Source organism: Elusimicrobiota bacterium, assembly GCA_016182905.1.
In the GTDB taxonomy this organism is placed as follows: Bacteria; Elusimicrobiota; Elusimicrobia; order UBA1565; family UBA9628; genus GWA2-66-18.
Window position 1 is genome coordinate 19,520 of record JACPFR010000057.1, and the last position, 14,666, is coordinate 34,185.

General features: G+C 68.2%; 15 protein-coding genes. All 15 read left to right on the top strand.

Features of this window, described 5'->3' with window-relative positions; translation table 11 throughout:
* The first annotated feature begins 65 nt into the window (after positions 1–65).
* The 15 genes from HYV14_17160 to HYV14_17230 all read left to right on the top strand — a co-directional run bounded on the left by HYV14_17160 (position 66) and on the right by HYV14_17230 (position 14,553).
* Positions 66–1,109, top strand: a complete 1,044-nt coding sequence (locus HYV14_17160; GenBank protein MBI2387719.1) for an NAD(P)-dependent alcohol dehydrogenase — start codon at positions 66–68, stop codon at positions 1,107–1,109.
* Positions 1,110–1,118: 9 nt separating this feature from the next.
* Positions 1,119–1,412 (top strand): DUF3467 domain-containing protein, encoded by a 294-nt coding sequence (locus HYV14_17165; protein MBI2387720.1) that lies wholly within the window; start codon positions 1,119–1,121, stop codon positions 1,410–1,412.
* A complete protein-coding gene (locus HYV14_17170; GenBank protein MBI2387721.1) occupies positions 1,409–2,683 on the top strand; it encodes a CinA family nicotinamide mononucleotide deamidase-related protein in 1,275 nt (424 codons plus the stop codon). The genes HYV14_17165 and HYV14_17170 overlap by 4 nt, the downstream gene beginning before the upstream one ends.
* Positions 2,670–3,722, top strand: coding sequence for a PAS domain-containing sensor histidine kinase (locus HYV14_17175; protein MBI2387722.1), 1,053 nt, complete (start codon positions 2,670–2,672; stop codon positions 3,720–3,722). The genes HYV14_17170 and HYV14_17175 overlap by 14 nt, the downstream gene beginning before the upstream one ends.
* A 39-nt stretch (positions 3,723–3,761) precedes the next feature.
* On the top strand, positions 3,762–4,028 hold the full coding sequence (rpsO, locus tag HYV14_17180) for a 30S ribosomal protein S15 (GenBank protein MBI2387723.1): 267 nt from the start codon (positions 3,762–3,764) through the stop codon (positions 4,026–4,028).
* A gap of 3 nt (positions 4,029–4,031) precedes the next feature.
* Positions 4,032–6,260, top strand: coding sequence for a polyribonucleotide nucleotidyltransferase (gene pnp, locus HYV14_17185; GenBank protein MBI2387724.1), 2,229 nt, complete (start codon positions 4,032–4,034; stop codon positions 6,258–6,260).
* Between the two features lie 22 nt (positions 6,261–6,282).
* On the top strand, positions 6,283–6,801 hold the full coding sequence (accB, locus tag HYV14_17190; GenBank protein MBI2387725.1) for an acetyl-CoA carboxylase biotin carboxyl carrier protein: 519 nt from the start codon (positions 6,283–6,285) through the stop codon (positions 6,799–6,801).
* A 93-nt stretch (positions 6,802–6,894) separates the two neighbouring features.
* Positions 6,895–7,554, top strand: a complete 660-nt coding sequence (locus HYV14_17195) for a peroxiredoxin (protein MBI2387726.1) — start codon at positions 6,895–6,897, stop codon at positions 7,552–7,554.
* A gap of 167 nt (positions 7,555–7,721) precedes the next feature.
* Positions 7,722–10,010: a cell division protein FtsK gene (locus tag HYV14_17200; GenBank protein ID MBI2387727.1), complete on the top strand. Its 2,289-nt coding sequence runs from the start codon at positions 7,722–7,724 to the stop codon at positions 10,008–10,010.
* A 12-nt stretch (positions 10,011–10,022) separates the two neighbouring features.
* The gene (locus HYV14_17205) at positions 10,023–10,805 is read left to right on the top strand and encodes an outer membrane lipoprotein carrier protein LolA (GenBank protein ID MBI2387728.1); all 783 of its coding nucleotides are present in this window, start codon (positions 10,023–10,025) and stop codon (positions 10,803–10,805) included.
* Complete coding sequence (locus tag HYV14_17210; GenBank protein MBI2387729.1) at positions 10,802–11,665, top strand: helix-turn-helix domain-containing protein; 864 nt, start codon at positions 10,802–10,804, stop codon at positions 11,663–11,665. The genes HYV14_17205 and HYV14_17210 overlap by 4 nt, the downstream gene beginning before the upstream one ends.
* A 3-nt stretch (positions 11,666–11,668) precedes the next feature.
* The gene (pgsA, locus tag HYV14_17215; GenBank protein MBI2387730.1) at positions 11,669–12,235 is read left to right on the top strand and encodes a CDP-diacylglycerol--glycerol-3-phosphate 3-phosphatidyltransferase; all 567 of its coding nucleotides are present in this window, start codon (positions 11,669–11,671) and stop codon (positions 12,233–12,235) included.
* Complete coding sequence (locus HYV14_17220; protein MBI2387731.1) at positions 12,232–12,708, top strand: phosphatidylglycerophosphatase A; 477 nt, start codon at positions 12,232–12,234, stop codon at positions 12,706–12,708. The genes pgsA and HYV14_17220 overlap by 4 nt, the downstream gene beginning before the upstream one ends.
* A 134-nt stretch (positions 12,709–12,842) precedes the next feature.
* On the top strand, positions 12,843–13,940 hold the full coding sequence (locus HYV14_17225; GenBank protein MBI2387732.1) for a hypothetical protein: 1,098 nt from the start codon (positions 12,843–12,845) through the stop codon (positions 13,938–13,940).
* Positions 13,941–13,962: 22 nt separating this feature from the next.
* Positions 13,963–14,553: a CoA pyrophosphatase gene (locus tag HYV14_17230; GenBank protein MBI2387733.1), complete on the top strand. Its 591-nt coding sequence runs from the start codon at positions 13,963–13,965 to the stop codon at positions 14,551–14,553.
* Positions 14,554–14,666 lie beyond the last annotated feature (113 nt).

Consider the following 14,666-nt stretch of genomic DNA (forward strand, 5'->3'; position numbering starts at 1 on the left):
CAAGTCTTTCTTGGCGTCTTCGCGACTTCGTGGTTCCTCCGTTCGTTTTTTATTAAGGTCTCCGCATGAGCCAAGCCAAAGCCTGCGCCGTCATGAGCCCGACCAGCCCTTTCCAGCCCTGGACGTTCGAGCGCCGCGAGCCCGGCGACCGGGACGTCGTCATCGAGATCGCGTTCTGCGGCATCTGCCACAGCGACCTGCATCAGGCGCGCGACGAGTGGGGCGGCTCCAAGTTCCCGATGGTGCCCGGCCACGAGATCGCGGGGCGCGTGACCGCGGTCGGCAGGAAGGTGCGGAAGTTCAAGGCGGGGGACTGCGCCGGCGTGGGCTGCCTGGTCGACTCCTGCGGGAAGTGCGCGAACTGCCGGAAGGGCCTCGAGCAGCACTGCGCGGGCCCCGTCGCGTTCACCTACAACGGCTTCGAGCTCGACGGGAAGACGCCGACGTACGGCGGCTACTCGTCGCACGTCGTCGTCGACGAGGACTTCGTCCTTCGGATCAAGGCCGGCCTGCCGCTCGAGCGCGTAGCGCCCCTGCTGTGCGCGGGCATCACGACGTACTCGCCGCTCAAGCGCTTCGGGACGCGCAAGGGGAGCAAGGTCGGCGTGCTCGGCCTCGGCGGCCTCGGGCACATGGGCGTCAAGCTCGCCGCGGCGATGGGCGCCGAGGTGGTCGTGCTCAGCGGCACGGCCGCGAAGAAGGCCGACGGCAAGCGCCTCGGCGCGCACGACTTCATCCTGACGTCGGACTCGGCCGCGATGGCGAAGCACGCGGGGCGCCTCGACCTCATCATCGACACGGTCTCCGCGCCGCACGACGTCGGCGCCGCGCTCGGCCTGCTGGACACCGGAGGGACGCTCGCGCTCGTCGGCGTCTCGCCGCAGCCGCTCGCGCTGCCGGCGTTCCCGCTCATCCTCGCGCGCCGGCAGGTCGCCGGCTCCTTGATCGGCGGCATCGCCGAGACGCAGGAGATGCTCGACTTCTGCGCGAAAAAGAAAGTCTTCGCCGACGTCGAGGTGATCGCTCCCGCCGGCATCGACGCGGCCTACGAGCGCCTGGCCAAGGGCGACGTGCGCTACCGGTTCTCCATCGACCTCTCGAAGTTGTAGGATGGACCCATGGAAGACAACCAAGCGCCGCTGCAGGTCGAGATCGACGAGGCCGTCGCCCGCGGCCTGTACACGAACCTCGCGCTGATCACGCACAGCGAGACCGAGTTCCTCCTCGATTTCCTGTTCCTCCAGCCTCAGTCGCAGAAGACGAAGGTCCTGACGCGCCTGATCACCTCGCCCGTGCACGCCAAGCGCCTGCTCTGGGCGCTCAAGGACAACCTCGACAAGTACGAGGCGCGGCACGGGACGATCAACGCCGGGGAAGCTCCCGCCGAAGCCCGGGCCGGCGTCTATCAGTGAGCCGGGTCCGCCGCGCCCCGCGCGCGTACCTCGTCTGCGTCGGCAGCGAGCTGCTCGCCGGGCAGGTGAACACGCACCAGGCGTGGCTGTCGGTGCGCCTGCGCCGCGCGGGCTTCGAGGTGGCCGGGGAGTCGTCCTTGCCCGACTCGGTCGCGGAGATCCGCGCCGCCCTGCGCCGCGCGCTCGACTCGGCGGACGCGGTGGTCGTCAGCGGAGGCCTGGGCCCGACGTTCGACGACCTGACGCGCGAGGCCGCCTCCGCCGCGCTCGGCCGCGGGCTCCGCTTCATCCCGTCCCTGTGGCGCGTGATCCGGAAGCGCTTCGCGCGCTACCACGCCGCCGTGCCGGAGCAGAACAAGCGCCAGGCCGAGGTGATCGACGGCGCGGAGGTCCTCGCCAACGAGGCGGGCTCGGCGCCGGGCCAGCGCCTCGAGTTCCGGTGGAAGGACGGGCGCCCGCGCACGATGATCCTGCTCCCCGGCCCCTACTCGGAGATGGCTCCGATCTTCACGCGCGTCCTGCCGCGGCTCGCCGCGCGCCACGCCCGCGGCGGCAGCGCCTCCCTCTCCCTGCGCCTCGTCGGCGTGAGCGAGTCCGTCGCCGCCGAGGCGCTCGACCCGGTCCGGGGCCGCTTTCCGGACGCGTCCTTCACCATCCTCGCCTCCGGCGGAGAGGTCTCCTTCCACGCCGCGGTCAGGGCCAGCACCGCGGCCGCCGCCCGCAAGGAGCTCGCGGCCCTGCGCGCCGCGGCGCTGGAGGCGGCGGGCCGGTGGTGCTACGGCGAGGGCGACGCCACGCTCGAGTCGGTCGTGGGCGCGGGCCTCAAGAAGAAAGGCCTGACCTTGGCGGTCGCGGAGTCGTGCACCGGCGGCCTGGTGGGAGGACGCCTGACCTCGGTGCCGGGCTCCTCGGCGTGGTTCCACGGCGGCGTGATCGCGTACGATGACTCGGTCAAGACCGGATTGCTCGGCGTGAGCGCCGCCCTGCTCAAGAAGCACGGCGCCGTGTCGGAGGAGTGCGCCGCGGCCATGGCCAAAGGCGCCTGCAGGGCGGCGAGGACGGACGTCGGCGTCGCGATCACCGGCATCGCCGGCCCGGACGGCGGGACCAAGGAAAAGCCCGTCGGCTTGGTCTACGTCTCGGTCTACGGCCCCGGCGGCGCGCTGCGCGCGCGCCGCCATGAAATAAACGGCCCGCGCGAGGCCGTGCGCTCCCGCGCCGCGGGCGCCGCTCTCGCCCTTCTAAAGGAGGCTCTCGATGGCCGACCGTAGCGCCGTCCCCTCGTCGAACCCGGTCGAGCTGCTCATGGCCGTGGTCCGCAACGCCCCGATCGTGCTCTTCGCCGTCGATCCCGACGGCTACTTCACCTTGTCCGAGGGCCGGGGCCTCGACGCCCTCGGCCTCGAGCCGGGAGAGGTCGTCGGCAAGTCCATCTTCGACGTGTACAAGGCCCACCCCCTGATCCTCGACGCGTACCGCCGCGCGCTGAAGGGCGAGACTGTCGCCACCGTCGTGCCCCTGCAGGGCCTGGTGTTCGAGGCGCGCTACGCGCCCCAGCTCGATTGGGGGGGCAAAGTGACGGGCGTGCTCGGCGTCGCCACCGACGTCACCGAGCCCTACCGCTGCATCCTGTCGAAGGACGAGTTCCTGTCCGTCATCTCGCACGAGCTGCGCACCCCGCTGAGCAGCGCCGCAGGCTGGGCCGCGATGATGCGAGAGGGCGAGCTCGATCCCGCCGAGACCGAGAAGGCCCTCGAGGTCGTCTGCCGGAACCTCGGCGACATGAAGCGGCTCATCGGCGAGCTGCGCGACGCCTCCAGCGCGGCCACCGGACGGCTGTCGCTCAAGATCAAGTCCTGCGACCTCGGCGCGGCGCTGCGCGACGCGGCGGCGTCCTTGGCCTCCGCCGCCCTGGCCAAGGGCCAGACCCTCGAGGTCGCCGCCCCCGCGCTGAAGGGCCCCGCCGACAAGGCGCGCGTGCGTCAGATCGCCTGGATCCTCCTCTCGAACGCGGTCAAGTACTCCCCGAACGGCGCGGTCATCAAGGCGAGCCTCGAGCGCCGCGGCGACGCGGCCGTCCTCTCCGTCTCCGACGCGGGTCCCGGGGTCCCGCCCGAGCTCCGGTCCTCGCTGTTCGACCTCGGGCGCCAGCCCGCCGCGGACCAGTCCACGCGCGGAAGGGGCCTCGGCCTGGGGCTGGCCATCGCGCGCCGCCTCGCGGAGCTGCATGGGGGGACCGTCGCGTTCGAGGACGGGACCCGGGGCGGCTCGGTCTTCACCGTCGTCCTCCCGCTCGCCGCCGGGAAGTGACGTCTTGACGGTTGGGCCCCGGTTTCATAGAATGTGAGGATGATAACGAAAGAAAACAAAATCGAGATATTCAAGAAGCATGGCAAGGGCGAAAAGGACTCCGGCTCCACGTCGGTCCAGATCGCCCTGATCACGGAGCGCATCAAGGCGCTCTCCTCCCACCTCAAGGCCTCCAAGAAGGACTACGCCACGCAGCGCGGTCTTCTGATGCTCGTCGGCCAGCGCCGTCGCCTCCTGTCCTACCTGAAGAAGCGCGACCTGACGGGCTACAACACGATCCTGAAGCAGCTGGATCTGAGGAAATAAACCATGAGCTTCAACCAAAAGATCAGCCTGCAGGAGACTGTGGGCGGTAAGACCATTACTTTGCAGACCGGCACCCTCGCCAAGCAGGCGGGCGGCGCCGTCACCGTGCACCTCGACGGGACCATCGTGTTCTGCGCCTCCACGGTGCAGAAGAACCCGAAGGACGTCATGTTCGTGCCGCTGACCTCCGACTACCGCGAGCGCGCCTACGCGACCGGCCGCGTCCCCGGCGGCTTCTTCAAGCGCGAGATGCGCCCCCGCGACAAGGAGACCTTGACGTCGCGCCTCATCGACCGCCCGATCCGCCCGCTCTTCCCCGAAGGCTGGAACCACGAGACCTCGGTGCAGTCGATCGTCGTCTCCTGCGACCTGCAGAACGACCCCGACGTCCTCGGCATCACCGGCGCCTCCGCGTCGCTGATGCTGTCCGACGCGCCGTGGAACGGCCCCGTCGGCGGCCTGCGCATCTGCCGCGTCAACGGGGAGTTCGTGATCTTCCCGACGTGGGAGCAGCGCGCGCTCGCCGACCTCGAGCTCGTCGTCGCCGGCAAGAAGGACGCCCTCCTGATGGTCGAGGGCTCGGCCCAGGAAGTCTCGGAGGAAGTGTTCGCCGAGGCGCTCGACATCGCCCAGAAGGAGATCAACAAGCTCTGCGACCTGCAGATGAAGCTCGTCGCGCAGTCCGAGGCCTCCGGCCGCAAGCCGGTCAAGAAGCAGGTCAAGGCCCTCGAGATCCCCGCCGCCGTCACCGCCCTGGTGAAGCAGCGCTGCGAGGACGGCATCAAGAAGGCCCTCCGCTCCAAGCTCGACAAGCACGGCCTGGACGCCCAGGTCGACGCGCTCAAGGACGCGGTGAAAAAAGAGCTCGACGAGAAGAAAGCCGACCCGGCCTACCTCGACGGCTCCAAGTGGGTCGGCAAGATCGTCGAGGACATCCTCTACACGCAGAGCCGCTCGCTCACGCTCGACGAGAAGCAGCGCCCCGACGGCCGCGGCTTCGAGGAGATCCGCCCGATCGAGATCATGATGAAGCCCTTCGAGCGCCTGCACGGCTCGGTCGTCTTCCAGCGCGGCCAGACGCAGGCGTTCTGCTCCGCGACGCTCGGCACCCCGGGCGACATGCAGATCATGGACGTCATCGAGGGGGAATATAAGGAGCGCTTCATGCTCCATTACAACTTCCCGTCCTTCTCCGTCGGCGAGGTCCGCCCCGAGCGCGGACCCGGCCGCCGCGAGATCGGACACGGCGCGCTCGCGCGCCGCAGCCTCGCCGCCCTGCTCCCGCAGGAAGACGAGTTCCCGTACACGCTCCGCGTGGTCAGCGAGATCTGGGAGTCCAACGGCTCCTCGTCGATGGCCTCCGTCTGCGGCGGCTCCCTCTCGCTGTTCGACGCCGGCGTGCCCATGAAGGCCGCCTGCGCCGGCATCGCGATGGGCCTCGTCCTCGAGGGCGGCAAGTACGCCGTCCTGACCGACATCGCCGGCATCGAGGACCACAACGGCGACATGGACTTTAAGGTCGCCGGCTCGCGCAACGGCATCACCGGCTTCCAGATGGACATGAAGATCGAGGGCCTCTCCATCTCGATCATGAAGGAAGCGCTGGCCCAGGCCAAGCGCGGCCGCCTGTTCATCCTCGATAAGATGGACGCGATCCTCCCCGAGCCCCGCAAGGAGCTCTCGGCCAACGCGCCCCGTCTCTATCGCATCAAGATCCCCAGCGACAAGATCGGAGCCCTCATCGGCCCCGGCGGCAAGAACATCCGCCGCATCCAGGAGACCTACGGCGTCAACATCGACGTCGAGGACGACGGGAGCGTGTTCGTCGCGGGCACGGATCCCATCGGCTGCGACCAGGCGAAGGCCGAGGTCGAGGCGCTCACCCTCGAGGCGGAGATCGGGAAGATCTACAAGGGTCACGTCGTCTCCATCAAGGAGTTCGGCGCGTTCATCGAGATATTCCCGGGCAAGGAAGGCCTGCTCCACATCTCGCAGATCGACGTCAAGCGCATCGCGCGCGTCGAGGAAGTCCTCAAGATCGGCGACGAGTGCGACGTGAAGGTCCTCGAGATCGACGGCGACGGGAAGATCCGGCTGTCGCGCAAGGCCGTCCTCTCTCCCGGCTCCGAGAACGACACGCCCGGCCCGCGCCGGGACGGTCCGCCTCGCGAGCACTCCGGACGCGGCGGCGACCGCGGCGGACGCGGCGGCGATCGCGGTGGACGGCGCTAAGGGACATTTAATAAGTTAACCCATGGCCAAGAAGACGCCGGCGGAAACGAACGGGAACGGAGCGGAAGGCCCGCTCAAGACTCTCAAGTCCGTCTACGACTTCATGATCCAGAACGGCCTCGACTCCGTCGAGATCGTCGAGGACGGTGCGACCGTCAAGCTCGTGCGCCGAAAAGCGAACGTGCAGCAGGTCGCCGTTCCGGTGCCGGTCGCGACAGGGGGGATGAACACCCCTGTCGCGGCCGCGCCGGCTCACCACGCGGCTCCCGCCGCGCATGCCGCGCCCGCCCCGGCCGCACCCGCGGGCACCGCCGTCAAGTCGCCGATGATGGGCATCTTCTACCGCGCCCCGTCGCCGTCGAGCCCGCCTTTCTGCAAAGAGGGCGACGTCGTCAAGCCGGGACACGTCATCTGCATGATCGAGGCCATGAAGGTCTTCAACGAGATCAAGGCCGAGTTCCCATGCACGATCGTGAAGTGCCTCGTCGAGAACGGCAAGCCGGTCAAGTCCGGCCAAGACCTCATCATCGTCGCGCGATAACCGCGCCGGCGCGCCTCCGTCGCATCCCCGCCATTGACGCGCCATGGTCCTATTGTTAGCATGGGGTCGCCTTTCCCTTTCAAGGAGACCAATATGACCGCCGCCATAGAGACCGCCAACCTGCGCCTGGGCGACACCGCCCCCGACTTCGTCGCCGACTCGACGATCGGCAAGCTCGAGTTCCACAAATGGCTCGGCGATTCCTGGGGCGTGTTCTTCTCGCACCCGAAGGACTTCACGCCCGTCTGCACCACCGAACTGGGCGAGGCCGCGAAGCGCTCCGCCGACTTCAAGAAGAGGAACGTGAAGGTCCTCGCGCTGTCCGTGGACTCGTCCGAGTCCCACAAGAAGTGGAAGGGAGACATCGAGGAGACTCAGAACTGCAAGGTCGACTACCCGATCGTCGGCGACGAGTCGCGGGCCGTCGCCAACGCCTACGGCATGATCCACCCCAAGGCGCTCGACAGCTTCACGGTGCGCACGGTGTTCATCATCGATCCGCAGAAGAAGATCCGCCTGACGATGACCTATCCCGCCTCGACGGGCCGCAGCTTCGACGAGATCCTGCGCGTCATCGACGCCCTGCAGCTCGCCGACGGCTATAAGGTCGCGACCCCGGTGAACTGGAAGAACGGCGACGACGTCATCATCCCGCCCGCGATCCAGGACCCGGAGGAGCTCAAGAAGAACTACCCGAAGGGCTTCAAGACGATCAAGCCGTACCTGCGCGTCACCCCTCAGCCGAACAAGTAGGCCGCGCCGGCTCGGACTCGGGGCCCCGGCGGCCGCATCCCGCCGGGGCCCGACTGTTTCCTGAAACAGTTCCCGAGAATTGGTCGAATTGTCAGGCCAGGCACCGCTCGCCAAGCACCGCGCTCGCCCCCTGGAAAACTCACAAAAAACCGCTATAATTCGCTTCCATGGCAATCAACCGATACCGTTCGGCGGCTAAGGCGACGAAGGGAACCAAGCGCAAGGACATCCTGCCGTCCGCGATCCGCTGGGTCGCGTTCTTCCTCGGCGCCGTCTACCTCGGCTGGGCCCTCGCGTTCCCGCAGTACTCGGGCGTGATCGGCCAGGGGCTCTCCGAGTTCCTGTTCCGGCGCTTCGGCGCGGCCTCGTACCTGCTTCCCGTGTTCCTGTTCAACGGCCTGCTGCAGCACGTGCTGCGCGGCAAGTCGTCGGGCTGGATGGTCACGAGCCTCGCCTCGTTCTTCGGCCTGCTCGCGGGCACCGCGCTGTCGGCGCAGATCGGCGGCTGGGTAGGAATGGACGCGGCGCTCTCGGGCGGGACGTGGGGCGCGAATCTCGGCGGCTGGCTGACGTCGGGCATGGGCGCGGTCGGCGCCTTCCTGATGGCCCTCGGCGGCTTCCTGTTCGCGCTGCAGGTGTGCTTCGAGATCCGCTGGGCCGCCGTGGCGCAGACCTTCGCCAAGCTCCTCGCCGAGGACTACGCGGAATGGACCAAGGCCCGCGCGGAGATGAAGGCGCTCAAGGCCAAGGCGCCGCCGCAGGACGAGGCGGCCAAGGCCAAATCGAAGGCCAAGGACGCGGAGCTGCCCAAGACCAAGCCCGCGCCCGAGTCCCTGCCGCTGCCCAAGGCGGTGGACACGCGCGAGATCAAGCCCCTGAACGGCGCGCCCAAGCTCGTCGTCGACAAGGACGCCAAGGTCAAGGCCGTGGAGGGGGAGCGCATCGCCCCCGCGCCGCCCACCGCCGCGTACAAGGACTACAAGCTCCCGAGCCTCGAGCTGCTCTCCATGCCCTCCGACGCGCGCAAGCGCGGCAAGCCGACCGAGGAGGAGATCGCCCAGGCCGTCGCCGACCTCGAGCGCACGCTGAAGAGCTTCGACATCGACGCGCGCGTCTCCGGCTACTCGCCGGGGCCCGTCATCACCCGCTACGAGATCTCGCCGGCGCCCGGCGTGAAGGTGTCCTCCATCGTCGCGCTCGAGAACGACATCGCGCTCGCGATGCGCGCCAAGGGCATCCGCATCGTGGCCCCGATCCCGGGGAAGGCCGCCGTCGGCATCGAGCTGCCCAACCCGCGGCAGGCGGCCGTCGTCCTGCGCGAGATACTCCAGTCCGAGGCGATCCCGCAAAGCGCCCCGCTGCTGTCCTTCGGCCTCGGCCTCTCCGCGTCCGGCGAGCCCGTCGCCGCCGACATCGCCAAGATGCCGCACGTGCTCGTCGCCGGGGCCACCGGCTCGGGCAAGTCGGTGCTGATCCACTCGATGGTCATGTCGATCCTGTTCCGCGCGCGCCCCGACGAGGTCAAGTTCGTCATGATCGACCCGAAGCGCACCGAGCTGACCTTCTACGAAGGCATACCGCACCTGTTCGACCCCATGGTCGAGCCCGCCCGCGTGTCGGTGATCACGAACCCGAAGGACGCGGCGAAGGCGCTGAAGGCGCTGCTCTCGCTGATGGAGAAGCGCTACGAGCGGCTGCAGCTGCACGGCCAGCGCAACATCGAGGGCTACAACGCGATGGCGGACAAGAAGGGCCTGCCGCGCGAGTTCTACGTCGTCGTCATCATCGACGAGCTGGCGGACCTGATGCTCATCGCCGGGGACATCGTCGAGGACGCGATCCAGCGGCTGACGCAGATGGCGCGCGCGGTCGGGATACATATGGTCCTCGCCACGCAGCGGCCGAGCGTCGACGTGATCACCGGCGTCATCAAGGCCAACCTGCCCTCGCGCATCGCGCTGCAGGTCATCAGCAAGATCGACTCCAAGGTCATCCTCGACGGGTCGGGCGCGGAGAGCCTCCAGGGGAGAGGAGATCTTCTGTATCTGTCGAGCGGGGCCCAGAAGCCGGAGAGATGCCAGGGGGCGTACGTGTCGGAGGATGAGATACGGGGCCTCGTGGACTACCTGAAGACGCAGGGGAAGGCCGACTACCCGATGCTCGAGACGATGGCGGCCAAGGGCGGGGCGGCGGCGGACCTGTCGCAGTTCGGGGTGGAGCCGCTGGAGTTCTCGCAGGCATTAAAATTGATTTTGGAACGACGGCGGATATCGCAGGACCTGCTGAAGTCGCAGTTCGGGTCCTCGGCGCGGGCGACGAACATACTGTCGGCGCTCGAGGTGAAGGATTTCATCCACAAGCCGGAAGGCACCAATCGGTGGGAGATCCGTTTTGATACCATAGAGGACTACATGAAGGTGCATTTTCCGCAGGTGCCGATCGATCGGAAGGATTAACGGATTAACGACATGGGGAACCTTGCTGTCGCCGCGCTGCTCGCTCTGACGACCTCGTGCTTCGCGAAGGAGGGGAAGAAGACGGGCCCGACGGCGGTGAAACCGGCGGCTGTCTCCTCCGCCGCTGCAGGAACGGCGTTAACGGAATATGCGGCATCGACCTCTCCTTTGACGCTGGAACAGATTGGTCTCCGCTTCGCGGAGACCGACGGAAAGATCAGCACTCTTAAGGCCTCGTTCAGGCAATCGGTGCGCATGGAGGGATCTGACGTCGTGCAAACCGTGGAGGGCGACGTGTTGTTTAAAAAGCCCGACCTGCTGCGCTTGACTCATCGGATCCCTGAGCCGCAGACCGTCGTTTCGGACGGCACCTATTTGTGGGTCTACCGTAACAGCACCAACCAAGTCATCCAATCACGGCTCGAGACCTGGCGAAAATCCGAGCCTCTCGCACAGGGGCTTTTAGATTTCGGCAAGTCCGCCGACATGCTCTCGCGTTACGAGACGACCCTGACCACCGTCACCGCGCCCGACGCGGACGGCCACCGGATGTTCACGCTCACGCTCACCCCGAAGGCCGCGGACAAGCGCGGGCCCGACTCCGATTTCGTCCTCACGCTCAAGGCGAGCACCAGGGATTTCTTCCCCGGCGACGCGACCTTGAAGGTCGGCCGGGCGGAGATCCGCTCGCGCTTCGAGGGCGTGCGCCTCAACCCCGCGATCCCGGAGGAGACGTTCAAGTTCACGCCTCCCGCCGACGCGGACCTCTTCAAGTCTCCGGAGCCGAAAAAATGAGTCTCGACAAAGAGCCCGATCCCCTTCGCCGCATACCGACCAAGCACACCACCGCCCTTCGAGCCGAGATCGGACCGATCCTGCGCGCGGCGCGCCTCAAGCGCGGCCAGTCGCTGGAGGCCGTGGCCCAGCAGACGCGCATCTCCAAGCGCTTCCTGGAGGCGCTCGAGGAGAACCGCTTCGAGCAGTTCCCGGCCGTCGTGTACCTGCGCGGGTTCCTGAAGGGCTACTGCGAGCATCTGGACGTGAACTTCGACGAGATCTGGACGAAATTGAACGCGGCTCCCGAGGCGCCCGCGGCCCCCGGAGACGCTCCCGCCGCGGCGAACGCCGCGACGCCCGCGCCCGCCGCTCCGGCGCGAACGCCCGCACCGAAGGCGGCGGCGACGCCCGCGCCCGCTCCCGCGAAGCATGCGCCCGCGCCCGCTCACGGCCACGCGCATCCGGCGGCGGCCGCGCACGGCCGCGAGGCCCAGGCGCACGGCTCCGGCGCGACCGGAGCGATCGTCCTCGCCGTCCTCCTCGCCATCGGACTGGCCGTGTTCCTGTTCAAGGACCAGGACAAGCGCGCCGCCGAGCCCTCCGGGACGGCGCCCGCGGCGCTGCAGCCGATGCCGCGCTCCGTCGAGCCGAAGCTCGTCGTGCGCCTCAAGAACGACGCCTGGCTGCGCGTCTCGGTGGACGGCGTCGTCGCCTTCGAGGGCCGCGCTCCCCGCGAGGCCGTGCAGGAATGGAAGCCGGTGAAGTTCGTCGAGCTGCGCACCACCGAGCCCGCGGCGCTCGAGCTGACGCTCAACGGCCTGCCCGTGACGCTCGGCGCCCCCGGGCCCGACGGGCAGTACCGCGTCGAGATCCCCTAGGCCATGTCCCTTCCCAACCGCCTGACGATGCTGCGCATCGTCCTGGCGGCCGCGGTGTTCGGCGCCCTGATGTCCGAGGAGCCGGGCTGGCACTCCGCCGCGCTGGTCATGTTCGTCCTCGCGATCATCACGGATTGGCTCGACGGCTGGCTGGCGCGCCGCATGAAGTCCGTGAGCCCCTTCGGCAAGGTCGCCGACCCGATCGCCGACAAGATCCTCGTCATCGGGACCTTGATCGCCCTCATCCGCCTCAAGGAGCTCGAGGTCCCGCTGTGGGCGGTCTTCGTCATCGTCATGCGCGAGCTCGTCATCGGCGGCGTGCGCGTGATCGCCGGCGCGCAGGGCAAGGTCCTCGCCGCCGACAAGTGGGGGAAGATCAAGACCGCGATCCAGCTCGTCGCGATCATGCTGATGATCGGCGTCGTCGTCGCCAAGGACCGCGGCCAGGCCCGGCCCTGGATGATCAAGGCGGTCTACCCGCTGACGGCGCTGTGCGCCGCGCTCGCCTTGTCGAGCCTCGCCTCCTACCTGCGCCAGTACCGCGCGATGCTCGAGAAGTCCTGGGAATGACCCTCGAACGGGCCGGCGTCATGTTGGCGACCGGCCTAGGGATAAGCTATATTGCCCCGACGGGACGCGGCCGGAAGTGGACCGGCGCGGGGCTGCTCGGGACGCTCGAGGGGCTCGCGCTCTGGTTCCTGCTCCCGGAGGCTCCCCCGGCTTACGCGCTCGTCGTCGTCGCGGCGATCGCGGCGGCGTGCTGGATCTGCGGGATCGCCGAAAAGGCGTTGAAGACGCACGACGATTCCCGCATCGTGCTCGACGAGATCGTGGGCTTCTGGGTCGCGGCCGCGTGGCTGCCCAGGACCTGGACGGCGGCCCTGGCGGCCTTCGTGCTGTTCCGTTTTTTCGACGCGGTGAAGCTGCCGCCGTATAAGTACCTCGAACGCCTTCCGGGCGGGACGGGGGTCGTGATGGACGACGTCGGCGCCGGAATCGTCGCGAACCTGCTCGCACGCTTGATACTTGGGAGAATGATCTGAAGTCCACGAGGACCGCGCTGTTCATCGCCGTAGCCGCCCTTCTCGGGACGACCGCGCCCGTCGCCGCCCAAGAGACGCCCTGGACCCCTCCGACCGGCCAGACCAACCCCTGGGCCGTTCCCGCGGCCACCGCGGTGCCCGTCGCGCCCTCGCCCGTGCTCACGCTCGGCTCGCCGCTGTCCGTGTCCGGCGGCCCCTGGGTGCCCGCCGAGGTCCTCTTCTTCTCCGCCGGCCGGGTCGTCGCCGACTACGCGTGGCGCGATTCCGTGCGCGCGCGCCGGGGCCACCTCTACACCGCCGCCGACCTGCAGAGCGACGTGCAGGACCTGATGACGCTCGGCCGCTTCACCACCTTGACGCCCGCCGTGTACGCGATCCCCGGCTCGCCCGTGCCCCCCGAGTTCTCCGCCATCTCCGTCTCGACCAACCAGGTCCGCGTCGTCTTCGAGGTCATGGAGAAGCCGGTCGAAGCCCCGAAGGTCGTCTTCGTCACGCCGCCCACCGCGGTCGGCGGCGTGCTGCTGACCCCGACGGCGTGGCGCGGCGCCGGGCGCTTCGAGAACCCGGGCATGGCGCTCGACATCAACGCCGCCTACTTCATCGGCCGCCTCTACGGGAAGAACTCCTATCCCGACTCGCCGCGCAAGACGAACTACATCGACCGCATCGGCCTCTGGACCTTGACCGCCGACGGCAAGATGCAGATCCAGTCGGAGACCCGCCTGCGGCCGGCCGTCGCGGTCGGCGGCCAGGCGATGCTCGTCTTCCGCGACTCGCCCCAGCCGACGGTGACCGCGCCCGGCGTGTCGGTCAAGATCGACACGAAGAACACGAAGATCCTGACCGACGGCTACTTCGTCGCGTCCAAGAAGTTCGGGCCCATCCGCACCAGCGCCGGCCTGATGCAGGGCACGATCGGCAACCTCGCCGCGAACATGTCCGAGTTCCTGACGCCCGAGGCCCTCAAGTTCTACACCCGGGACAACACCGGCACGCAGGTCGTCTCCCGAACCGTCCCGTTCGCCAGCGCCTTCTACCTGCTCAAGCCCGACTATCCGATCGGCGTCGAGGTGATGAAGTTCAACGGCGCCGCGCGCAAGCCGATGCTGATCAACTTCAAGATCGGCCGCTTCCTGAAGATGAACTTCGACCTGGCCCTGCTCAAGTACCAGGGCGGCTACGACCTGCTGGGCTTCTTCCAGTTCAGGTACAACCATTTTCCGAAAAAATAACGACCTCCCCGGTTGACGGAAAATGATCGATAAACGTCCTCACCCCCTGTTCGATTCCCTGACGCCGCGCCTCGCCGCCGCGAGACGGAACCCTCCGCGGCCCGGGCTCCTCGAGACCTCGGTCGCGCTGATGCTCGCGCCCGGGGAGAGAGGACTGGAAGCCTTGTTCATCCGCCGCGCCGTGCGCGCGGGCGACCCGTGGTCGGGGAACATCGGCCTGCCCGGCGGAAGGCGGGAGGCGGGGGACGCGGACCTCCTCGCCACCGCGATCCGGGAGACGCGCGAGGAGATCGGCGTCGACCTGCCGCCGGGGGCCCTGCTCGGAGCCCTCGACGACCTCCAGCCCAGCACGCCCGCTTTGCCGCCGCTGATGATCCGGCCTTTCGTCTTCGGCGTGAGCCCGCGCCCGGAGGCGGGGACCAGCGCGGAGGTCGCCGCGTCGTTCTGGGTCCCGCTCGAGTCGCTCCACGCGGCACGGAGCCTGACCAAGGTCTCGATCCGGGAGAAGTCCGTCGAGGTCCCCTGCTTCAAGCTGCCCGACCTTCCCGAGGGCCTCGTCGTCTGGGGCCTGACCTACCGCATCGTCAACGGGCTCCTGCCTTTGCTGCCTTGAACGGCGGACGGATTCAACCACAAAGACACCAAGCCACAAAGAACGGCAACGGATAAAGTCGACGGCCGTGGCCATATGCCGTTACCATGCTTTCCGTTCTTTGTGTCTTGGTG